Genomic DNA, 16,336 nt, shown 5'->3' with positions numbered 1-16,336 from the left:
AGCGCCCCCTCCCTCACCCTCCCCCGCTATTCGCGGGAGAGGGAAGGCGGCGGCGTTTCGCGTAATTTTGATAACGGGCGGAATCTGCTCCCTCTCCCGCGATAGCGGGGGAGGGTCGGGGAGGGGGCCTTCCCGCGCTGACGGAGGCGAAGCATGTCGGACGACGATCCCTTCGATCTACGCCGTTTCGTCGAGGCGCAGGCTCCCGTCATCGAGATGGCGATGGCGGAGCTCGCCGCCGGGCGCAAGCGAACGCATTGGATGTGGTTCGTCTTTCCGCAGCTCGAGGGGCTGGGCTCCAGCGCCATGGCGAAGCGCTATGCGATCAGCTCGGCGGCGGAGGCGCGCGCGTTTCTCGCACATGAGATTTTGGGGGAGAGGCTGCGCGCCTGCACGCGTCTCGTTCTCGCCGCGGAGCGTCCGCTCGCCGAGATTTTCGGCGCGCCTGACGATCTCAAATTCAAATCCTCTATGACGCTCTTCGCCGAAGGGGCGCCGCAGGAGACGCTGTTCGCCGAAGCGATCGCGCGCTGCTGCGGCGGCGCGCCGGATGCGGCGACACTGCGCCGCCTCGCTCAATAGGCGGCGCGGCCCGGGACTGGGCGCGGAGGAGCGCGCAGGGCGCCGTCCGCGCCGATCTCGATGATCGGGCAGGAATAAGGGTGCGAGGGCTCGAAGGCGGGCTCATCCTCGCCGGCGCGATGGACGGCGATGCAGGCGAGCAGCGCGCCGCTCGTCAGCAGGCCGGCCGCGTCGAGATCGGCCAGCGCCGCGCGCGGCGCGACGAGGCGCAGAGGGCCGAGCGCGTCGAGCGTCGCGAGGAAATCGGCGGCGTCGAAAGGCGCGAGGAAATGCAGCGCGGCGCCGGAGAGCAGCGCGGCGAGCGGCCCGGCGACGAGGCCGCCGATCGTGCCCGGCGAGACCAGCGACAGCAGCGGCGCCGAGCCATTGACATGCGCTTTGGCGATGAGGCCGAGGCCGCCGGAGACGAGCCCCGCCTGCTCGAGGAAATGCGGCGCGCCATATTGGTCCAGCGCGCCGATCAGCACTTTTTTGCCGGGCGCGGAGCGCGTCGAGGCGGAAGAGTCATTCTCGCTGCGCGAGCGCGGACCGAAATCGACGGCGCCGTCTATGGTTCCGTCGAGCGAGCCGATGAGCCTTATCGAAGGCGCTTGCGCGGCGACGCCGAAGACCAGCTCCTCGAGGCTCTCGCCGCCGATCGAGGCCGGCGCGATGAGCGCCGCGGCCGCGACGGCGCGCGCGCCGGCCGCCAGAGCGCCGACCGAGAGGCCGAGCGGCGCCGCCACCGGCTCGAGGCCGGCGGAGATGATTCCGATGAGCGCGATCAGCGTCGCGCTGCTCGGCGCGGCGAAGAGAATGATGCGCTCGCCGGGCAGAAAATCGAAGCTGCGCAGATCGGCGCGAAAGGCGGCGACGCGGCGGTCGAGCTCGGCGTGGTCGATCGCCGCGCCGGTCGAGGCGTCGGCGGCGGCGAGGCGCATGGGGCGCAGCCGCGCCGCGCCGGCGATCAGCGCGTCGAGGCCGAACATGGTCAGCGGATGCGCGCGCGAAAGCGCGCGGCCGGAGCTGTCGGCGAGCGTCACGGCTCCGTCCTCCACCACGTCTCGAGCGTGGCGCCAAACAAGGGAGAGTAGCGGGGCAATTTCGACGGCCTCGCGATTTTCGTCGAGTGAGCGATCCATTGCGTCGAGGAGTGATAGAGCGGCACGATGTAGAAACCGGAGAGAAGCGCGCGGTCGTAGGCGCGCACGGCGGCGATGAAATCCTCGCGCCCGCGCGCGGACAGCAGCGCTGCGATGAGCGCGTCTATCGCCGGAGAGGAGGCTCCCGCGAGATTATAGGAGCCTTCTTGCGCGGCGCTTGCGGAGCCCCAGCGCATCCGCTGCTCATTGCCGGGCGAGGCGGAGGCGGTCCAGGTGCCGAACATCACGTCGAATTCGAACTTCTGGCGGCGACGCTGATATTGCACCTCGTCGACGAGGCGCACGCTCGCGGCGACGCCGATGCGCTGCAGCGAGGAGGCGAAGAACAGCGCCAGACGCTCCTGATCGCGATTGGCGACCATGATCTCGAAGGAGAGTGGATCGCCATTCTTCACCAGCCGATTGTCGACGAGCTTGTAGCCGGCCTCGCCGAGCAGCTCCAGCGCGCGGCGGGCGGGCTCGCGGTCGCGGCCGCTGCCGTCATGCACGGGCGGGCGCCAGCGCCCTTCCAGAATGTCCTCGCGCACGGCGCCGGGGAAGGGGGCGAGCAGAGCGCGCTCCGCCTCGCTGGCCGGGCGGCCGGTGGAGGCGAGCTCCGATTCGTCGAAGAAGCTCTTGGTGCGCGTGTAGAGGCCGGAATAGAGATTGGCGTTGATCCATTCGAAATCGAACATCAGGCCCAGCGCCTCGCGCAGCCGCGCGTCCTGGAACATGGGCCGGCGCGTGTTGAAGACGAAGCCTTCCATGCCCTTGGGGCCGGGGCTCGGCAGAGTCTCCACGGCGACGCGCCCGTCGCGCACGGCGGGGAAATCATAGCCGCTGGCCCAGCGCGTCGTGTTGGACTCCTCGCGATAATCGACGACGCCGGCCTTGAAGGCCTCGAACAGCGAATTGGCGTCGCGGAAATAATTCACGTCGATCTGATCGAAATTGTAGAGCCCGCGCTGCATGGGCAGGTCCTTGCCCCAATAGGCGGGGTCGCGCTTCAGCACGAGCCGCGCGCCGGGCTCCACCTCCTCGACCACATAGGGGCCGGAGCCGATCGGCGGCTTCAGCGTGGCGTCGGTGAAATGCTCGATATCGGTGGCGTGCTTCGGCAGCACGGGCAGAAAGCCGAGGATCAGCGGCAGCTCGCGATCATTGGCGCCGGTGAGGTCGAAGCTGATCGTCTGCGCGTCCGGCGTCTCGACGCGCTTGACCAGCCCATAGGCGCTGCGCTGCTGCGGACGGCCCTTGGCCTTCAGCAGATCGAAGGAGAAGCGCACATCCGCCGAGGTGAGCGGCGCGCCATCGGAGAAGCGGGCGCGCGGATCGAGACGAAAGGTCACATGCTCGCGCGAATCATCGACCTCGATCGAGCGCGCCAGCACGCCATAGACGGTGAAGGGCTCGTCGAGCGAGCGCGCCATCAGCCGCTGAATGACATTGCCCTCGAGCCCTTGCGCGGTCGAGCCGGCTTTGAGGTTGAACGGATTGAGGCTGTCGAAGGCGCCCTGCAGGCCGATTCGCAGCCGTCCGCCCTGTTTCGCCTGCGGATCGGCATAGGGCAAATGGTCGAAATCGGCCGGGAGAGCCGGCTCGCCATGCATTGCGAGGCCGTGGCTCTCGGCGGCGAGGGCGCTCGCGCCTTGCGCCCCTGCGAAGAACAAGGGGAAAAGCGTGGCGAGAATTGCGGCGCGAATCGCTCGAATCGTCATGGGCAGACCATATTCCAGGGCGGGTGGACCGGGACAAGACGTCTTGGACGGACTCGGGGTATTCACATATGTTCTTGGAAATACGAGGGCTGCGCAGGCTTGGGCGTCTCGCCGCCCGGCGCGGGGCGGTCTCGCTCGAGGCTCGCGCAGGCCGCTGGAATTCGGCGCGTCGATTTTGTATGAGGCTAGCCGTCTACCTTTCGCCCCGTCCCAGGGCGAAGACCGAGGACGGGGAGGTAAGAGGCTCTTTCCTCGCGCGAATGACGCCCCGTGCGCCCACTCGATCGTGCACTACTCGAAAGGACGACTTATGCCAATTCAATTTCCGCGGATCGTCGCTGCGGTTCTGACGGGGGCTCTCCTCGTTTCGGCGGGCGTGGCGCAGGCTCAGCAGAAGCCGGCTCCCAGGCCTGCGGCGCCGGCTCCCGCCCCCGCCGCTCCGGCTCAGTCGGCCGCCCCCGCGGCGCAGCAGCAGGCTCCGCAAGGGCCGATCAAGGCCGATCTCGTCCCCGTGCAGCCCGAGTGGACCAAGGTCTGCGGCGCGGATCAGCAGACGAAGAAGGAAATCTGCTACACGACGCGCGATTTCGGCGCTCAGGCCGATCAGCCGTTGCTGGCGCTCGCCGTCTATGACCCCAAGGGCGAGGACACCAAGATCATCCGCCTGCTGCTGCCGCCGGGCCTGCTGCTGAAGCCGGGCTTCCGCTTCGCCGTCGGCGCCGGCGCGCTGGACGCCGGCGAGTTCGAGATCTGCTTCCCCAATGGCTGCTTCGCTCAGGCGAAGGTCAAGGCGGCGCTCATCGACCAGATGAAGAAGGCCGACAAGATGACCATTGTGGTCAAGAATCAGGTCAACAATGAAGTGACCTTCCTGCTGCCGCTGACGGGCTTCGGCAAGTCCTTCGACGGCCCGCCCGTCGACCCCAAGGTCCTCGAGGAGCAGCAGAAGAAGCTGCAGGACGAGCTGCAGAAGAAGGCCGACGAAGAGCGCAAGAAGCTCGAGAGCCAGCAGAAGCCGGCCGCGCCCGCCGGGAAGTGACATTCGCAGGCGCCGGCGTTTCGATCCTCCCGATGGGGGCGAGCGCCGGGCCTCGTCCCCTCGGCCGTCATTCGAGGAGCGCAGCGACGACACACAATCCAGGGGCCGCCCCGCGGCTCTGGATTGCTTCGCTTCGCTCGCAATGACGGAGTGGGTTCGCATTCGAGATGACGCCGTCACGCCCGGCGGGCCGTCGGCCCGACCGGGAATTCAGAGCATCGACGCTTCTAGAGCGTTTCCAGTCGAAGTGGACGCCGGTTCGGCGTTGGAAGCGCGTCAAAACAAAGTCTAGAGCCTTTTCCTGTTTCAATGGGACAGGAAAAGGCTCTAGCGGCCGTCTCAGTGCCGCTTGGCCGACTTCACGCGATAATAGCCGTCGGAGGCGCGCTCGAAGGTCTCCTCGACCTGCGGATGACGCACCGGATCGCCGGAATTGTCGGGCAGGAGATTCTGCTCCGAGACATAGGCGACATATTCCGTCTCGGAATTTTCGGCGAACAAATGGTAGAAGGGCTGGTCCTTGCGCGGCCGGACTTCCTCGGGAATGGACAGCCACCATTCTTCCGTATTGGCGAATTCGGGATCGACATCGTAGATCACGCCGCGAAACGGATAGCGACGGTGCTTGACGACCTGCCCGATCGTGAATTTGGCGCTACATTCTCTCGTCATATCGATCGACGCCATTGTTACGCTGCATACCGGAGGAAACGGTAGCGCAGCGCCGCCATTGGCGTCAACGCTGTAAAGCGCGGGCGGCGGACCACCCGCGCGCAGGGCTCAGAAGCCGTAGATCGCCGCATAATCGGGATCATTGGCGGCGACCTGACGGGCGAGATCGACGACGACCTTGCACTGCTTCCAGGTGGCGTCGTCCTGCATGCGGCCGTCGATCATCACCGCGCCGGTGCCGTCCGGCATCGCCTCCAGCACGCGGCGGGCGAAGGCCACTTCCGCCGGATCGGGCGAGAAGACGCGCTTGGCGATGGCGATCTGCGTCGGATGCAGCGACCAGGCGCCCGCGCAGCCGAGCAGGAAGGCGTTGCGGAACTGCGATTCGCAGGCCGGCGAATCGGAGAAATCGCCGAAGGGACCGTAAAACGCCTTGATTCCCGCCGAGGCGCAGGCGTCGACCATCTTGGCGATGGTGTAATGCCACAAATCCTGCTGATAGGAGGGGCGCAGGCCCTGGCCCGGATCGGCGTCCGCCAGCACGCGATAATCGGGATGGCCGCCGCCGACGCGCGTCGTCTTCATCGCCCGCGAGGCGGCGAGATCGGCCGGGCCGAGGCTGATGCCATGCATGCGCGGGCTCGCCGCGGCGATGGCGTCCACATTCTTCACGCCCTCGGCCGTCTCCAGAATGGCGTGAATGAGAATGGGCTTGGTAACGCCATTGCGGGCCTCGAGCTGCGCGAGCAGCTGGTCGAGATAATGAATGTCCCAGGGCCCCTCGACCTTGGGCAGCATCACCACGTCGAGCTTATTGCCGACCGCGGCGACGATCTCGATCAGATCGTCGAGAATCCAGGGCGAGTTCAGCGAATTGATGCGCGTCCACAGGCCGGTGGAGCCGAAATCCGTGGATTTGGCCATCTCGATGAAGCCCTTGCGCGCGGCTTCCTTGGCGTCCGCCGGAATGGCGTCCTCGAGATTGCCGAGCACCACATCCACCTGACGGACGAGCTCCGGCACCTTGGCGCGCAGCTTCTCCAAATGCGGCGGCACGAAATGGATCATCCGCTCGACCTTGACCGGAAGCTCGCGCAAGGGCGCCGGCGCGCCAATGGCGAGCGGGCGGTAGAATTGATTGGGGAGTTTCATCGTGCGGCTCTTTCTCGTAAGGGAGTGGCCGCAGCGATAGCCGGTCTTTTCCGCGGAGGGAATAGGGCGCGCCTGCGCTTCCGTCCTCTCTAAGGCGAGGCTTTCGCCTCGATTTTCGCGAACTGCTAATTTTCTTCTACATGACACAATCTGCGCTTGACGCGGCGGTAACGCGCCATTAGGTTCCGCCCACTTTCGACAGGCAGTAAGTTCACGTCGTCGCAAGCGCCGCGCTCGCGACCCTTCGAACTTATACGCTGTCGGCCTCACCTGAGACTGCCAAGCAGTTGGTAATCATGGGGCGCGCGAGCGTCCTCCAGGAAGGCACGACCCCGGAAACGGGGTCCTCTGCATGAGGAGCGCCTTGGGCCGGAGGGCCGAGGGCGCTCAGCTCGCTTGCGTTCTAGCGAACGTGGGCGGGGTATTCGATTATTCGCCAATTCGCCGGGCGCGCAAATCGTGCGTCTGATCTGGAGCGAAGGAACTGGAATGCCGACGATCAGCCAGTTGATCCGCAAGCCGCGGCAACCGAAGACCTACCGCGAGAAGTCCCGCCATCTCGGGGCCTGCCCCCAGAAGCGCGGCGTCTGCACGCGCGTCTATACGACGACGCCGAAGAAGCCGAACTCGGCTCTCCGCAAGGTCGCCAAGGTGCGCCTGACCAATGGCTTCGAGGTCATCGGCTACATTCCGGGCGAGGGTCATAACCTCCAGGAGCACTCGGTGGTCATGATCCGCGGCGGCCGCGTGAAGGATCTTCCCGGCGTGCGCTATCACATTCTGCGCGGCGTGCTCGACACGCAGGGCGTCAAGGACCGCAAGCAGCGCCGTTCGAAATACGGCGCGAAGCGTCCGAAGTAAGGAGCGAGACAGATGTCGCGTCGCCATCGCGCCGAGAAGCGGGAAATCATCGAGGACGCCAAGTTCGGCGATTCCGTCGTCACCAAGTTCATGAACTCGATCATGTACGACGGCAAGAAGTCGGTCGCCGAGGCGATCGTCTATGGAGCCTTCGACATCATCGAGGCCAAGGCCAAGAGCGATCCTCTGCAGGTGTTCAAGTCGGCGCTCGAGAATGTCGCGCCGGCGATCGAGGTTCGCTCGCGGCGCGTCGGCGGCGCCACCTATCAGGTGCCGGTCGAGGTCCGCAACGAGCGCCGTCAGGCGCTGGCGATCCGCTGGATCATCACGGCGGCGCGCGCCCGCAACGACAAGACGATGGTCGATCGTCTTTCGGCGGAGCTGCTCGACGCCTCCAACAACCGCGGCAATGCGGTGAAGAAGCGCGAGGACACGCACCGCATGGCGGAAGCGAACCGCGCCTTCTCGCACTATCGCTGGTAACCCTTTTCGTCGCCCTCTGATCGAGGACATCTCAAATGCCCCGTAGCCATCCCATCGAAGACTATCGCAACTTCGGCATCATGGCCCACATCGACGCGGGCAAGACGACGACGACCGAGCGTATTCTGTACTACTCCGGCAAGAGCCATAAGATCGGCGAGGTGCATGAAGGCGCCGCGACGATGGATTGGATGGAGCAGGAGCAGGAGCGCGGCATCACGATCACGTCCGCCGCGACGACGACCTTCTGGAACGGCAAGCGCCTGAACATCATCGACACGCCCGGCCACGTCGACTTCACCATCGAGGTGGAGCGTTCGCTGCGCGTGCTCGACGGCGCCGTCTGCGTTCTCGACGGCAATCAGGGCGTCGAGCCGCAGACGGAGACCGTGTGGCGTCAGGCCGACAAATATGCGGTTCCGCGCGTCGTCTTCGTCAATAAGATGGACAAGATCGGCGCCGATTTCTATCGCTGCGTCGACGATATCGTCACCAAGGTCGGCGGCAAGCCGGTCTGCCTGCAGCTGCCGATCGGCTCCGAGAATCTGTTCAAGGGCATTGTCGATCTCGTCCGCATGAAGGCGGTGGTCTGGGACGACGAGGGTCTCGGCGCGAAATATCACGACGAAGAGATTCCGGCTGACCTGCTGGAGAAGGCGAAAGAGTATCGCACCACGCTGATCGAAGCGGCGGTCGAGCTCGACGACGACGCCATGGCCGCCTATCTCGACGGCCAGGAGCCGAGCGAGGAGACGCTGAAGCGCCTCGTCCGCAAGGCCGTGCGTTATACTGCCTTCCATCCGGTGTTCTGCGGCTCGGCCTTCAAGAACAAGGGTGTGCAGCCGCTGCTCGACGCGGTCGTCGATTATCTGCCGTCGCCCGTCGATCGCGAGGCGATCAAGGGTGTGGACATGAACACCGGCGACGAGCTGGTGCGCAATCCGTCCGACAGCGAGCCTTTCTCCATGCTCGCCTTCAAGATCATGGACGATCCCTTCGTCGGCACCATCACCTTCTGCCGCGTCTATTCCGGCAAGATCGAATCGGGCACCACCGTGCTCAACTCGACCAAGGACAAGAAAGAGCGCGTCGGCCGCATGCTGCTGATGCACGCCAATAACCGCGAGGACATCAAGGAGGCCTATGCGGGCGACATCGTCGCTCTCGCCGGCCTCAAGGAGACACGCACCGGCGACACGCTCTGCGATACTCTGAAGCCCGCGATTCTGGAGCGCATGGAGTTCCCGGAGCCGGTCATCGAGATCGCCATCGAGCCGAAGTCCAAGGCCGATCAGGAGAAGCTCGGCATCGCGCTCCAGAAGCTCGCCGCCGAGGATCCGTCCTTCCGCGTCTCGACCGATCAGGAGAGCGGCCAGACCATTCTGAAGGGAATGGGCGAGCTGCATCTCGACATCAAGGTCGATATTCTGAAGCGCACCTATAAGGTCGATGCCAATATCGGCGCGCCGCAGGTCGCCTATCGCGAGCGCCTGACGAAGCGCGTCGAGATCGACTACACGCATAAGAAGCAGACCGGCGGCACCGGCCAGTTCGCCCGCGTCATCATTATTTTCGAGCCGAACGAGCCCGGCGCCGGCAATGTCTTCGAGTCGAAGATCGTCGGCGGCTCGGTGCCGAAGGAATATATCCCCGGCGTCGAGAAGGGCATCAACAGCGTGATGGGGTCCGGCATTCTCGCGGGCTTCCCTGTCGTCGATGTCAAGGCGACGCTGATCGACGGCGGCTTCCACGACGTCGACTCGTCGGTGCTCGCCTTCGAAATCGCTTCGCGCGCCGCGTTCCGCGACGCGCTGCAGAAGGGCGGCTCGGTGCTGCTCGAGCCGATCATGAAGGTCGAGGTGGTGACGCCCGAGGAATATACGGGCTCGGTCATCGGCGACATCAACTCGCGGCGCGGGCAGATCCAAGGTCAGGACATGCGCGGCAATGCGGTCGTCGTCGATGCGATGGTGCCGCTCGCCAACATGTTCGGCTATGTCAATCAGCTGCGTTCCTTCACCCAGGGACGCGCGAACTACACGATGCAATTCGACCACTACGACCAGGTCCCCGAGGCGGAATCGAAGAAGGTTCAGGCGAAATACGCCTGATCGTCTCGACGTCGCGGAATCAGTCTCTAAAGGAGTGTGGCCATGGCCAAGGAAAAATTCTCACGCACGAAGCCGCATTGCAACATCGGCACGATCGGTCACGTGGACCATGGCAAGACGTCGCTGACGGCGGCGATCACCAAGGTTCTGGCCGAGACGGGCGGCGCGACCTTCACGGCCTATGACCAGATCGACAAGGCCCCGGAAGAGCGCGCGCGCGGCATCACCATCTCGACGGCGCATGTCGAGTATGAGACCGCCAATCGTCACTACGCCCACGTCGACTGCCCCGGCCACGCCGATTATGTGAAGAACATGATCACCGGCGCCGCGCAGATGGACGGCGCCATCCTCGTCGTCTCCGCCGCCGATGGCCCGATGCCGCAGACCCGTGAGCACATCCTGCTCGCCCGTCAGGTCGGCGTGCCGGCGCTGGTCGTGTTCCTGAACAAGGTCGACATGGTCGACGATCCCGAGCTGCTCGAGCTCGTCGAGCTCGAGGTTCGCGAGCTTCTGTCGAAATACGAGTTCCCCGGCGACGATATTCCGATCACCAAGGGCTCGGCCCTGGCGGCGCTCGAGAATAAGACGCCCGAGATCGGTCATGACGCGATCCTGAAGCTGATGCAGACGGTCGACGAATATATCCCGCAGCCGGAGCGCCCGAAGGATCAGCCCTTCCTGATGCCGGTCGAGGACGTGTTCTCGATTTCCGGCCGCGGCACGGTGGTGACGGGCCGCGTGGAGCGCGGCATCGTCAAGGTCGGCGAGGAAGTCGAGATCGTCGGCATTCGCCCGACGGTGAAGACGACCGTGACCGGCGTGGAAATGTTCCGCAAGCTGCTCGATCAGGGCGAGGCGGGCGACAATATCGGCGCGTTGCTGCGCGGCACCAAGCGCGAGGACGTGGAGCGCGGCCAGGTTCTGTCGAAGCCGGGCTCTGTGAAGCCGCACACCAAGTTCAAGGCGGAAGCCTATATTCTGACGAAGGAAGAGGGCGGCCGTCATACGCCGTTCTTCACCAACTATCGTCCGCAGTTCTACTTCCGCACGACGGACGTGACCGGCATCGTGACGCTCCCCGAGGGCGTGGAGATGGTGATGCCGGGCGACAATGTGGCGATGGAGGTGAACCTCATCGTTCCGATCGCCATGGAGGAGAAGCTGCGCTTCGCCATCCGCGAAGGCGGCCGCACCGTCGGCGCCGGCGTCGTCGCTTCGATCATCGAATAAGGAATTTGGACCGCGGGGCGTCGCGCCTCGCATTCGTAGAAACGGCCTGCGAGCCTTCACGGCTCGCGGCCCAGAGCGCGCCGCGGCTCGCGGTCCAAGAGGAAGACGCTGATGAACGGACAGAATATCCGGATTCGCCTCAAGGCGTTCGATCACCGGATTCTCGATACGTCGACGAAAGAGATCGTCTCCACCGCCAAGCGCACGGGCGCTCAGGTGCGTGGTCCGATCCCGCTGCCGACCAAGATCGAGAAGTTCACGGTGAACCGCTCGCCGCACATCGACAAGAAATCGCGTGAGCAGTTCGAGATCAGGACTCACAAGCGCGTGCTCGATATCGTCGATCCGACCCCGCAAACGGTGGACGCGCTGATGAAGCTCGATCTCGCCGCCGGCGTCGACGTCGAAATCAAGCTCTAATAAAAATGAACCGGGCGCCTCTCGCGACGAGAGCGATGCGCCTTTCGAAGGAAGAGATCATGCGGTCTGGCGTCATCGCGCAAAAGGTCGGAATGACCCGCGTCTTCACCGAAGCGGGCGAGCATGTGCCGGTCACGGTGCTGAAGCTCGACGGCTGCCAAGTCGTCGCCCATCGGACCAAGGAGCAGAACGGCTATACCGCCGTGCAGCTCGGCATCGGCCACGCCAAGGTGAAGAACGTCTCCAAGGCGGAGCGCGGCCGTTTCGCCATCGCCAAGGTCGAGCCGAAGCTGAAGCTCGCCGAGTTTCGCGTCGAGGAGACGGAGCTGCTTCCCGTCGGCGCCGAGATCACGGCCGATCATTTCGTCGTCGGCCAGTTCGTCGACGTGACCGGCACGACGATCGGCAAGGGCTTCGCCGGCGCGATGAAGCGCTGGAACTTCGGCGGTCTGCGCGCTACTCACGGCGTGTCGATCTCGCATCGCTCGCATGGTTCGACCGGCGGCCGTCAGGACCCCGGCAAGACCTTCAAGAACAAGAAAATGGCCGGGCATATGGGCGTCGACCGCGTGACCACGCAGAATCTGCGTGTCGTGCAGACCGACGTCGAGCGCGGCCTGCTGCTGGTCGAGGGCTCCGTGCCCGGACATGCCGGCGGCTGGATTTTTGTGCGCGACGCGGTGAAGCGGGCGCTGCCGGCCGAGGCGCCGCAGCCCGGCAAATATCGTCTGGCGGAAGCTCCCGCCGCGCAAGAAGACAAGAAGGAGGACTGAGCCGTGGTGCAGATCAGCGTCACGTCGTACGACGGCCAGGATGCCGGCTCGATCGAGCTGGCGGATGAGATTTTCGGGCTCGAGCCGCGCCAGGATCTCATTTTCCGCATGATCCGCTGGCAGCTCGCCAAGCGGCGCGCCGGCACGCATGCGGTGAAGAACCGCGCCGACGTCGCCCGCACGGGCAAGAAGCTGCATAAGCAGAAGGGCACGGGCGGCGCTCGTCATGGATCGCGGCGCGCGCCGCAGTTCATCGGCGGCGGTCGCGCCTTCGGTCCGGTGGTGCGCAGCCATGAGCACGACCTTCCCAAGAAGGTGCGCGTTCTCGCTCTGAAGCACGCGCTCTCGGCCAAGGCCAAGGACGGCGCCATCATCGTCTGGGAGAGCGCCTCGCTCACCGAGCCGAAGACCAAGCTGCTCAAGGCCGGTTTCGACAAGACCGGGCTTTCCAGCGCGCTCATCATCGATGGCGCGGAGCCGCAGGCCAATTTCGCGCTGGCTGCGCGCAATCTGCCGCGGATCGACGTGCTGCCGGTCCAGGGCGTCAATGTCTATGACATTCTGCGCCGGGAGAAGCTGGTGCTGACCCGCGCGGCGATCGATGCGCTGGAGGCGCGCCTGAAATGAGCAAGGATGTGCGCCACTACGACGTGATCGTCTCCCCGGTCATCACCGAGAAGGCGACGATCGCTTCCGAGCAGAACAAAGTGGTCTTCAATGTCGCCAAGACCGCCACCAAGCCGCAGATCAAGGCGGCCGTGGAGGGGCTTTTCGATGTGAAGGTCGAGGCCGTCAACACGCTGCTGCGCAAGGGCAAGCTGCGCGCCTTCAAGGGCGTGCGCGGCCGCCAGTCGGATGTGAAGAAGGCGATCGTCACGCTGGCCGAAGGCCATAAGATCGACGTGACGACGGGACTCTAAAGGCAGGCTCGAGGACAAAACCATGGCGCTGAAGACATTCAAGCCGGTCACGCCGAGCCTTCGTCAGCTCGTCATCGTCGACCGCAGCGATCTCTACAAGGGCAAGCCCGTCAAGACCCTCACCGAGGGCAAGACGTCCAAGGGCGGCCGCAACAACAATGGTCGCGTGACCGTGCGCTTCCGCGGCGGCGGCCACAAGCAGGCCTATCGCCTCGTCGACTTCAAGCGCCGCAAGCTCGATGTCGTCGGCAAGGTGGAGCGGATCGAATATGATCCGAACCGCACCGCCTTCATCGCGCTCATCCGTTATGCGGATGACGAGCTGTCCTACATTCTCGCGCCGCAGCGTCTTTCGGTCGGCGACGAGGTGATCTCGGGCGCTCAGGTCGATGTGAAGCCCGGCAACGCCATGCCGATCGGCAATATTCCGGTCGGCACGATCGTCCACAATGTCGAGATCAAGATCGGCAAAGGCGGCGCGATCGCGCGCTCGGCGGGCAATTATGCGCAGATCGTCGGCCGCGATCAGGGCTATGTGATCATTCGCCTGAACTCGGGCGAGCAGCGCCTCGTGCACGGCCAATGCTTCGCGACCATCGGCGCGGTGTCGAACCCGGACCATATGAACATCTCGCTCGGCAAGGCGGGTCGTTCGCGCTGGCTCGGCCGTCGCCCGCATAACCGCGGCGTCACCATGAACCCGGTCGACCATCCGCACGGCGGCGGCGAAGGCCGCACCTCCGGCGGCCGTCACCCGGTCACGCCCTGGGGCAAGCCGACCAAGGGCAAAAAGACCCGCACGAACAAGAAGACCGAGAAATTCATCGTGTCCTCGCGGCACGCCAAGAAGAAGAAGGGCTGATCCATGGCTCGCTCTATCTGGAAAGGCCCGTTCGTCGACGGCTATCTGCTGAAAAAGGCGGAGACCGCCCGCGCCTCGGGACGTAGCGACATCATCAAGATTTGGAGCCGTCGCTCCACCATTCTGCCGCAGTTCGTGGGTCTCACCTTCGGCGTGCACAATGGCCACAAGCATGTGCCCGTGTCGGTCAGCGAAGACATGATCGGGCACAAGTTCGGCGAATTCTCTCCGACGCGGACCTTTCATGGTCATGCGGCGGACAAGAAGTCGAAGAGGGGCTGACGAACATGTCCAAGCCGAGCAATCCGCGCGCGCTGGCCGACAATGAGGCGAAAGCCGTCGCCAACACGCTGCGCGTCTCCCCGCAGAAGCTCAATCTTCTCGCTCAGCTCATCCGCGGCAAGAAGGTGGATCGCGCTCTCGCCGATCTCGAATTCTCGCGCAAGCGCATCGCTCACGAGGTCAAGAAGACCTTGGAGAGCGCCATCGCCAACGCCGAGAACAATCACGGTCTCGACGTGGACGATCTGATCGTCGCGCAGGCCTTTGTCGGCAAGTCGCTGGTGATGCGGCGCTTCGCGGCGCGCGCCCGTGGCCGCTCGAGCCGCATCGAGAAGCCCTTCGCGAATCTGACGATCATCGTCCGCGAAGTCGAAACGCCGGCGAAAGCCTAAAGGGAGCCAACGATGGGTCAGAAGGTCAATCCGATCGGGCTGCGCCTCGGCGTCAACCGCACCTGGGACTCGCGTTGGTTCGCGAGCAAGGGCGAATACGCCAAGCTCCTGCACGAAGATCTCGCCATTCGCGCTGCGGTGGCCAAGAATCTCAAGCAGGCTGCGGTGTCTCGCATCATCATCGAGCGTCCGCACAAGAAGTGCCGCGTGACGATTCATTCGGCGCGTCCGGGCGTCGTCATCGGCAAGAAGGGCGCCGATATCGACAAGATCCGCAAGCTGGTCGGCAAGCTGACCGGCAGCGAGGTCGTGATCAACATCGTCGAGGTGCGCAAGCCCGAGGTCGAGGCCGCTCTGGTCGCCGATTCGATCGCTCAGCAGCTCGAGCGCCGCGTCGCCTTCCGTCGCGCCATGAAGCGCGCCGTGCAGTCGGCGATCCGGCTCGGGGCGCAGGGCATCCGCATCAATTGCTCGGGCCGTCTCGGCGGCGCGGAGATCGCGCGTCTGGAATGGTATCGCGAGGGCCGCGTGCCGCTGCATACGCTGCGCGCCGACGTCGACTATGGCGTCGCCACCGCTCATACCGCTTATGGCGCTTGCGGCATCAAGGTCTGGATCTTCAAGGGCGAGATCCTCGAGCATGATCCGATGGCGCAGGACAAGCGTCTGGCCGAGCAGGCCGCCGGCGGCGGTGAGCGCGAACATCATGGCGAGCGTCGCCGTCGCGAGCCGCGCGAGCCGCGCGACGCGGCCTAATTTCGAGAGTTCGACATCATGTTGCAACCCAAACGCACCAGGTTCCGCAAGGCCTTCAAAGGCCGCATTCACGGAAACGCCAAGGGCGGCTTTTCGTTGAATTTCGGGCAGTTCGGCCTCAAGGCTCTCGAGCCGGAGCGCATCACCGCGCGCCAGATCGAGGCGGCTCGCCGCGCCATGACGCGCCATATGAAGCGCGCCGGACGCGTGTGGATCCGCATCTTCCCCGACGTGCCGGTTTCCAAAAAGCCGACCGAAGTGCGCATGGGTAAGGGCAAGGGCGCGCCGGAGCTCTGGGCCGTGCGCGTGGCGCCGGGCCGCATCATGTTCGAGGTCGACGGCGTGTCCGGCGAGCTCGCGCGTGAGGCTCTGACGCTCGCCGCCGCGAAGCTGCCGATCAAGACGCGCTTCATCGAACGCATCGCCGAGTGAGGATTGCGACCATGAGCACGAACAAGCAACGCGTCTCCGACCTCCGCGCCCTCTCCTTCGACCAGCTGGACGAGGAAGTGCTGAAGCTGAAGAAAGAGCAGTTCAATCTGCGCTTCCAGCGGGCGACCGGCCAGCTCGAGAACACGGCGCGCGTGCGCGTCGTTCGTCGCGACATCGCCCGCGCCAAATCCATCGCCGCGCAGAAGCGCGCTGAACAACAGAGTTGAGAGAGCGCCAATGCCGAAGCGAATTCTCCAGGGCGTCGTCGTCAGCGACAAGCAGAACAAGACAGTGGTGGTGAAGGTGGAGCGCCGCTTCACCCATCCGCTGTTCAAGAAGACCGTTCGTCGCACGAAAAATTATCATGCGCATGACGAAGCGCAGACCTTCAAGGTCGGCGACGAGGTCACGATCGAGGAGACGGCTCCGATCTCGCGGCTGAAGCGCTGGCGAGTGGTGGAAGCCGCCGACAAGGCCTGATGAGGCCTTCAAAAAGACGAGACGAGTGAGATGGTTTTCTCGGACGA

The 16,336-nt window shown here is 64.8% G+C and carries 21 protein-coding genes; 17 read left to right on the top strand and 4 right to left on the bottom strand.

The features are described from left to right. Positions 1-153 precede the first annotated feature (153 nt). Positions 154-582, top strand: coding sequence for a DUF1810 domain-containing protein (locus tag METLW4_RS0112995; protein WP_018266648.1), 429 nt, complete (start codon positions 154-156; stop codon positions 580-582). Here the strand turns inward: METLW4_RS0112995 and METLW4_RS0112990 are convergent. Continuing rightward, positions 576-1,604: an AMP-dependent synthetase gene (locus tag METLW4_RS0112990; RefSeq protein WP_198290215.1), complete on the bottom strand. Its 1,029-nt coding sequence runs from the start codon at positions 1,602-1,604 to the stop codon at positions 576-578. The two genes, METLW4_RS0112995 and METLW4_RS0112990, sit on opposite strands and share 7 nt — an antisense overlap. Then, complete coding sequence (locus METLW4_RS0112985) at positions 1,601-3,421, bottom strand: extracellular solute-binding protein (protein WP_018266646.1); 1,821 nt, start codon at positions 3,419-3,421, stop codon at positions 1,601-1,603. Before METLW4_RS0112985 ends, METLW4_RS0112990 begins: the two co-directional genes overlap by 4 nt. A 310-nt stretch (positions 3,422-3,731) precedes the next feature. Here METLW4_RS0112985 and METLW4_RS0112980 point away from each other — a divergent pair, with 310 nt between their 5' ends. After that, positions 3,732-4,460: an invasion associated locus B family protein gene (locus tag METLW4_RS0112980; protein WP_018266645.1), complete on the top strand. Its 729-nt coding sequence runs from the start codon at positions 3,732-3,734 to the stop codon at positions 4,458-4,460. A gap of 339 nt (positions 4,461-4,799) precedes the next feature. Here the strand turns inward: METLW4_RS0112980 and hspQ are convergent, their stop codons facing one another. Both hspQ and METLW4_RS0112970 read right to left on the bottom strand, forming a co-directional pair. Next, a complete protein-coding gene (hspQ, locus tag METLW4_RS0112975) occupies positions 4,800-5,132 on the bottom strand; it encodes a heat shock protein HspQ (RefSeq protein ID WP_026191479.1) in 333 nt (110 codons plus the stop codon). A gap of 108 nt (positions 5,133-5,240) precedes the next feature. Further along, on the bottom strand, positions 5,241-6,284 hold the full coding sequence (locus METLW4_RS0112970) for an HpcH/HpaI aldolase/citrate lyase family protein (protein WP_018266643.1): 1,044 nt from the start codon (positions 6,282-6,284) through the stop codon (positions 5,241-5,243). A 489-nt stretch (positions 6,285-6,773) separates the two neighbouring features. On the opposite strand from METLW4_RS0112970, the gene rpsL reads away from it, so the two are divergent. The 15 genes from rpsL (at position 6,774) to rpsQ (ending at position 16,289) form a co-directional block, all read left to right on the top strand. Continuing rightward, positions 6,774-7,145 (top strand): 30S ribosomal protein S12, encoded by a 372-nt coding sequence (rpsL, locus tag METLW4_RS0112965; RefSeq protein ID WP_003610013.1) that lies wholly within the window; start codon positions 6,774-6,776, stop codon positions 7,143-7,145. 12 nt (positions 7,146-7,157) lie between these two features. Continuing rightward, entirely contained in the window at positions 7,158-7,628 is a 471-nt protein-coding gene (gene rpsG, locus METLW4_RS0112960; RefSeq protein ID WP_018266642.1) for a 30S ribosomal protein S7, read from the top strand. 35 nt (positions 7,629-7,663) lie between these two features. Next, positions 7,664-9,739, top strand: coding sequence for an elongation factor G (gene fusA / locus METLW4_RS0112955; protein WP_018266641.1), 2,076 nt, complete (start codon positions 7,664-7,666; stop codon positions 9,737-9,739). A gap of 42 nt (positions 9,740-9,781) precedes the next feature. Further along, the gene (gene tuf, locus METLW4_RS0112950; RefSeq protein ID WP_018265311.1) at positions 9,782-10,972 is read left to right on the top strand and encodes an elongation factor Tu; all 1,191 of its coding nucleotides are present in this window, start codon (positions 9,782-9,784) and stop codon (positions 10,970-10,972) included. A 111-nt stretch (positions 10,973-11,083) separates the two neighbouring features. Continuing rightward, positions 11,084-11,392 (top strand): 30S ribosomal protein S10, encoded by a 309-nt coding sequence (rpsJ, locus tag METLW4_RS0112945; RefSeq protein ID WP_003613511.1) that lies wholly within the window; start codon positions 11,084-11,086, stop codon positions 11,390-11,392. A gap of 59 nt (positions 11,393-11,451) precedes the next feature. Further along, positions 11,452-12,165, top strand: coding sequence for a 50S ribosomal protein L3 (gene rplC / locus METLW4_RS0112940; protein WP_026191478.1), 714 nt, complete (start codon positions 11,452-11,454; stop codon positions 12,163-12,165). Between the two features lie 6 nt (positions 12,166-12,171). Beyond that, a complete protein-coding gene (gene rplD / locus METLW4_RS0112935; protein ID WP_026191477.1) occupies positions 12,172-12,792 on the top strand; it encodes a 50S ribosomal protein L4 in 621 nt (206 codons plus the stop codon). After that, positions 12,789-13,085 (top strand): 50S ribosomal protein L23, encoded by a 297-nt coding sequence (locus METLW4_RS0112930; protein ID WP_018266638.1) that lies wholly within the window; start codon positions 12,789-12,791, stop codon positions 13,083-13,085. Before rplD ends, METLW4_RS0112930 begins: the two co-directional genes overlap by 4 nt. A 22-nt stretch (positions 13,086-13,107) precedes the next feature. Next, a complete protein-coding gene (rplB, locus tag METLW4_RS0112925; RefSeq protein WP_018266637.1) occupies positions 13,108-13,947 on the top strand; it encodes a 50S ribosomal protein L2 in 840 nt (279 codons plus the stop codon). 3 nt (positions 13,948-13,950) lie between these two features. Then, positions 13,951-14,229 carry a 30S ribosomal protein S19 gene (gene rpsS / locus METLW4_RS0112920; RefSeq protein ID WP_018266636.1) on the top strand — a complete coding sequence of 93 codons (279 nt, stop codon included), beginning with the start codon at positions 13,951-13,953 and terminating at the stop codon, positions 14,227-14,229. Between the two features lie 5 nt (positions 14,230-14,234). Continuing rightward, on the top strand, positions 14,235-14,621 hold the full coding sequence (gene rplV, locus METLW4_RS0112915; protein WP_018266635.1) for a 50S ribosomal protein L22: 387 nt from the start codon (positions 14,235-14,237) through the stop codon (positions 14,619-14,621). Between the two features lie 12 nt (positions 14,622-14,633). Beyond that, positions 14,634-15,377 (top strand): 30S ribosomal protein S3, encoded by a 744-nt coding sequence (gene rpsC / locus METLW4_RS0112910; protein WP_018266634.1) that lies wholly within the window; start codon positions 14,634-14,636, stop codon positions 15,375-15,377. An 18-nt stretch (positions 15,378-15,395) separates the two neighbouring features. Further along, a complete protein-coding gene (rplP, locus tag METLW4_RS0112905) occupies positions 15,396-15,809 on the top strand; it encodes a 50S ribosomal protein L16 (RefSeq protein WP_018266633.1) in 414 nt (137 codons plus the stop codon). 11 nt (positions 15,810-15,820) lie between these two features. Then, positions 15,821-16,036, top strand: coding sequence for a 50S ribosomal protein L29 (gene rpmC, locus METLW4_RS0112900; protein ID WP_018266632.1), 216 nt, complete (start codon positions 15,821-15,823; stop codon positions 16,034-16,036). A 10-nt stretch (positions 16,037-16,046) separates the two neighbouring features. Next, entirely contained in the window at positions 16,047-16,289 is a 243-nt protein-coding gene (rpsQ, locus tag METLW4_RS0112895; RefSeq protein ID WP_018266631.1) for a 30S ribosomal protein S17, read from the top strand. Positions 16,290-16,336 lie beyond the last annotated feature (47 nt).

Origin of the sequence: Methylosinus sp. LW4 (assembly GCF_000379125.1) — a bacterium.
Taxonomy (GTDB): domain Bacteria; phylum Pseudomonadota; class Alphaproteobacteria; order Rhizobiales; family Beijerinckiaceae; genus Methylosinus.
Note: the sequence above shows the minus strand (reverse complement) of the source record. Positions and strands in the feature narration are given on the sequence as shown.

Excerpts from the sequence above, each read along its gene's own strand:
- METLW4_RS0112995 (WP_018266648.1), top strand. The coding sequence starts at position 154 with ATGTCGGACGACGATCCCTTCGATCTACGCCGTTTCGTCGAGGCGCAG.
- METLW4_RS0112985 (WP_018266646.1), bottom strand. The coding sequence starts at position 3,421 with ATGACGATTCGAGCGATTCGCGCCGCAATTCTCGCCACGCTTTTCCCC.
- METLW4_RS0112980 (WP_018266645.1), top strand. The coding sequence starts at position 3,732 with ATGCCAATTCAATTTCCGCGGATCGTCGCTGCGGTTCTGACGGGGGCT.
- hspQ (WP_026191479.1), bottom strand. The coding sequence starts at position 5,132 with ATGACGAGAGAATGTAGCGCCAAATTCACGATCGGGCAGGTCGTCAAG.
- METLW4_RS0112970 (WP_018266643.1), bottom strand. The coding sequence starts at position 6,284 with ATGAAACTCCCCAATCAATTCTACCGCCCGCTCGCCATTGGCGCGCCG.
- rpsL (WP_003610013.1), top strand. The coding sequence starts at position 6,774 with ATGCCGACGATCAGCCAGTTGATCCGCAAGCCGCGGCAACCGAAGACC.
- rpsG (WP_018266642.1), top strand. The coding sequence starts at position 7,158 with ATGTCGCGTCGCCATCGCGCCGAGAAGCGGGAAATCATCGAGGACGCC.
- fusA (WP_018266641.1), top strand. The coding sequence starts at position 7,664 with ATGCCCCGTAGCCATCCCATCGAAGACTATCGCAACTTCGGCATCATG.
- tuf (WP_018265311.1), top strand. The coding sequence starts at position 9,782 with ATGGCCAAGGAAAAATTCTCACGCACGAAGCCGCATTGCAACATCGGC.
- rpsJ (WP_003613511.1), top strand. The coding sequence starts at position 11,084 with ATGAACGGACAGAATATCCGGATTCGCCTCAAGGCGTTCGATCACCGG.
- rplC (WP_026191478.1), top strand. The coding sequence starts at position 11,452 with ATGCGGTCTGGCGTCATCGCGCAAAAGGTCGGAATGACCCGCGTCTTC.
- METLW4_RS0112930 (WP_018266638.1), top strand. The coding sequence starts at position 12,789 with ATGAGCAAGGATGTGCGCCACTACGACGTGATCGTCTCCCCGGTCATC.
- rplB (WP_018266637.1), top strand. The coding sequence starts at position 13,108 with ATGGCGCTGAAGACATTCAAGCCGGTCACGCCGAGCCTTCGTCAGCTC.
- rpsS (WP_018266636.1), top strand. The coding sequence starts at position 13,951 with ATGGCTCGCTCTATCTGGAAAGGCCCGTTCGTCGACGGCTATCTGCTG.
- rplV (WP_018266635.1), top strand. The coding sequence starts at position 14,235 with ATGTCCAAGCCGAGCAATCCGCGCGCGCTGGCCGACAATGAGGCGAAA.
- rpsC (WP_018266634.1), top strand. The coding sequence starts at position 14,634 with ATGGGTCAGAAGGTCAATCCGATCGGGCTGCGCCTCGGCGTCAACCGC.
- rplP (WP_018266633.1), top strand. The coding sequence starts at position 15,396 with ATGTTGCAACCCAAACGCACCAGGTTCCGCAAGGCCTTCAAAGGCCGC.
- rpmC (WP_018266632.1), top strand. The coding sequence starts at position 15,821 with ATGAGCACGAACAAGCAACGCGTCTCCGACCTCCGCGCCCTCTCCTTC.
- rpsQ (WP_018266631.1), top strand. The coding sequence starts at position 16,047 with ATGCCGAAGCGAATTCTCCAGGGCGTCGTCGTCAGCGACAAGCAGAAC.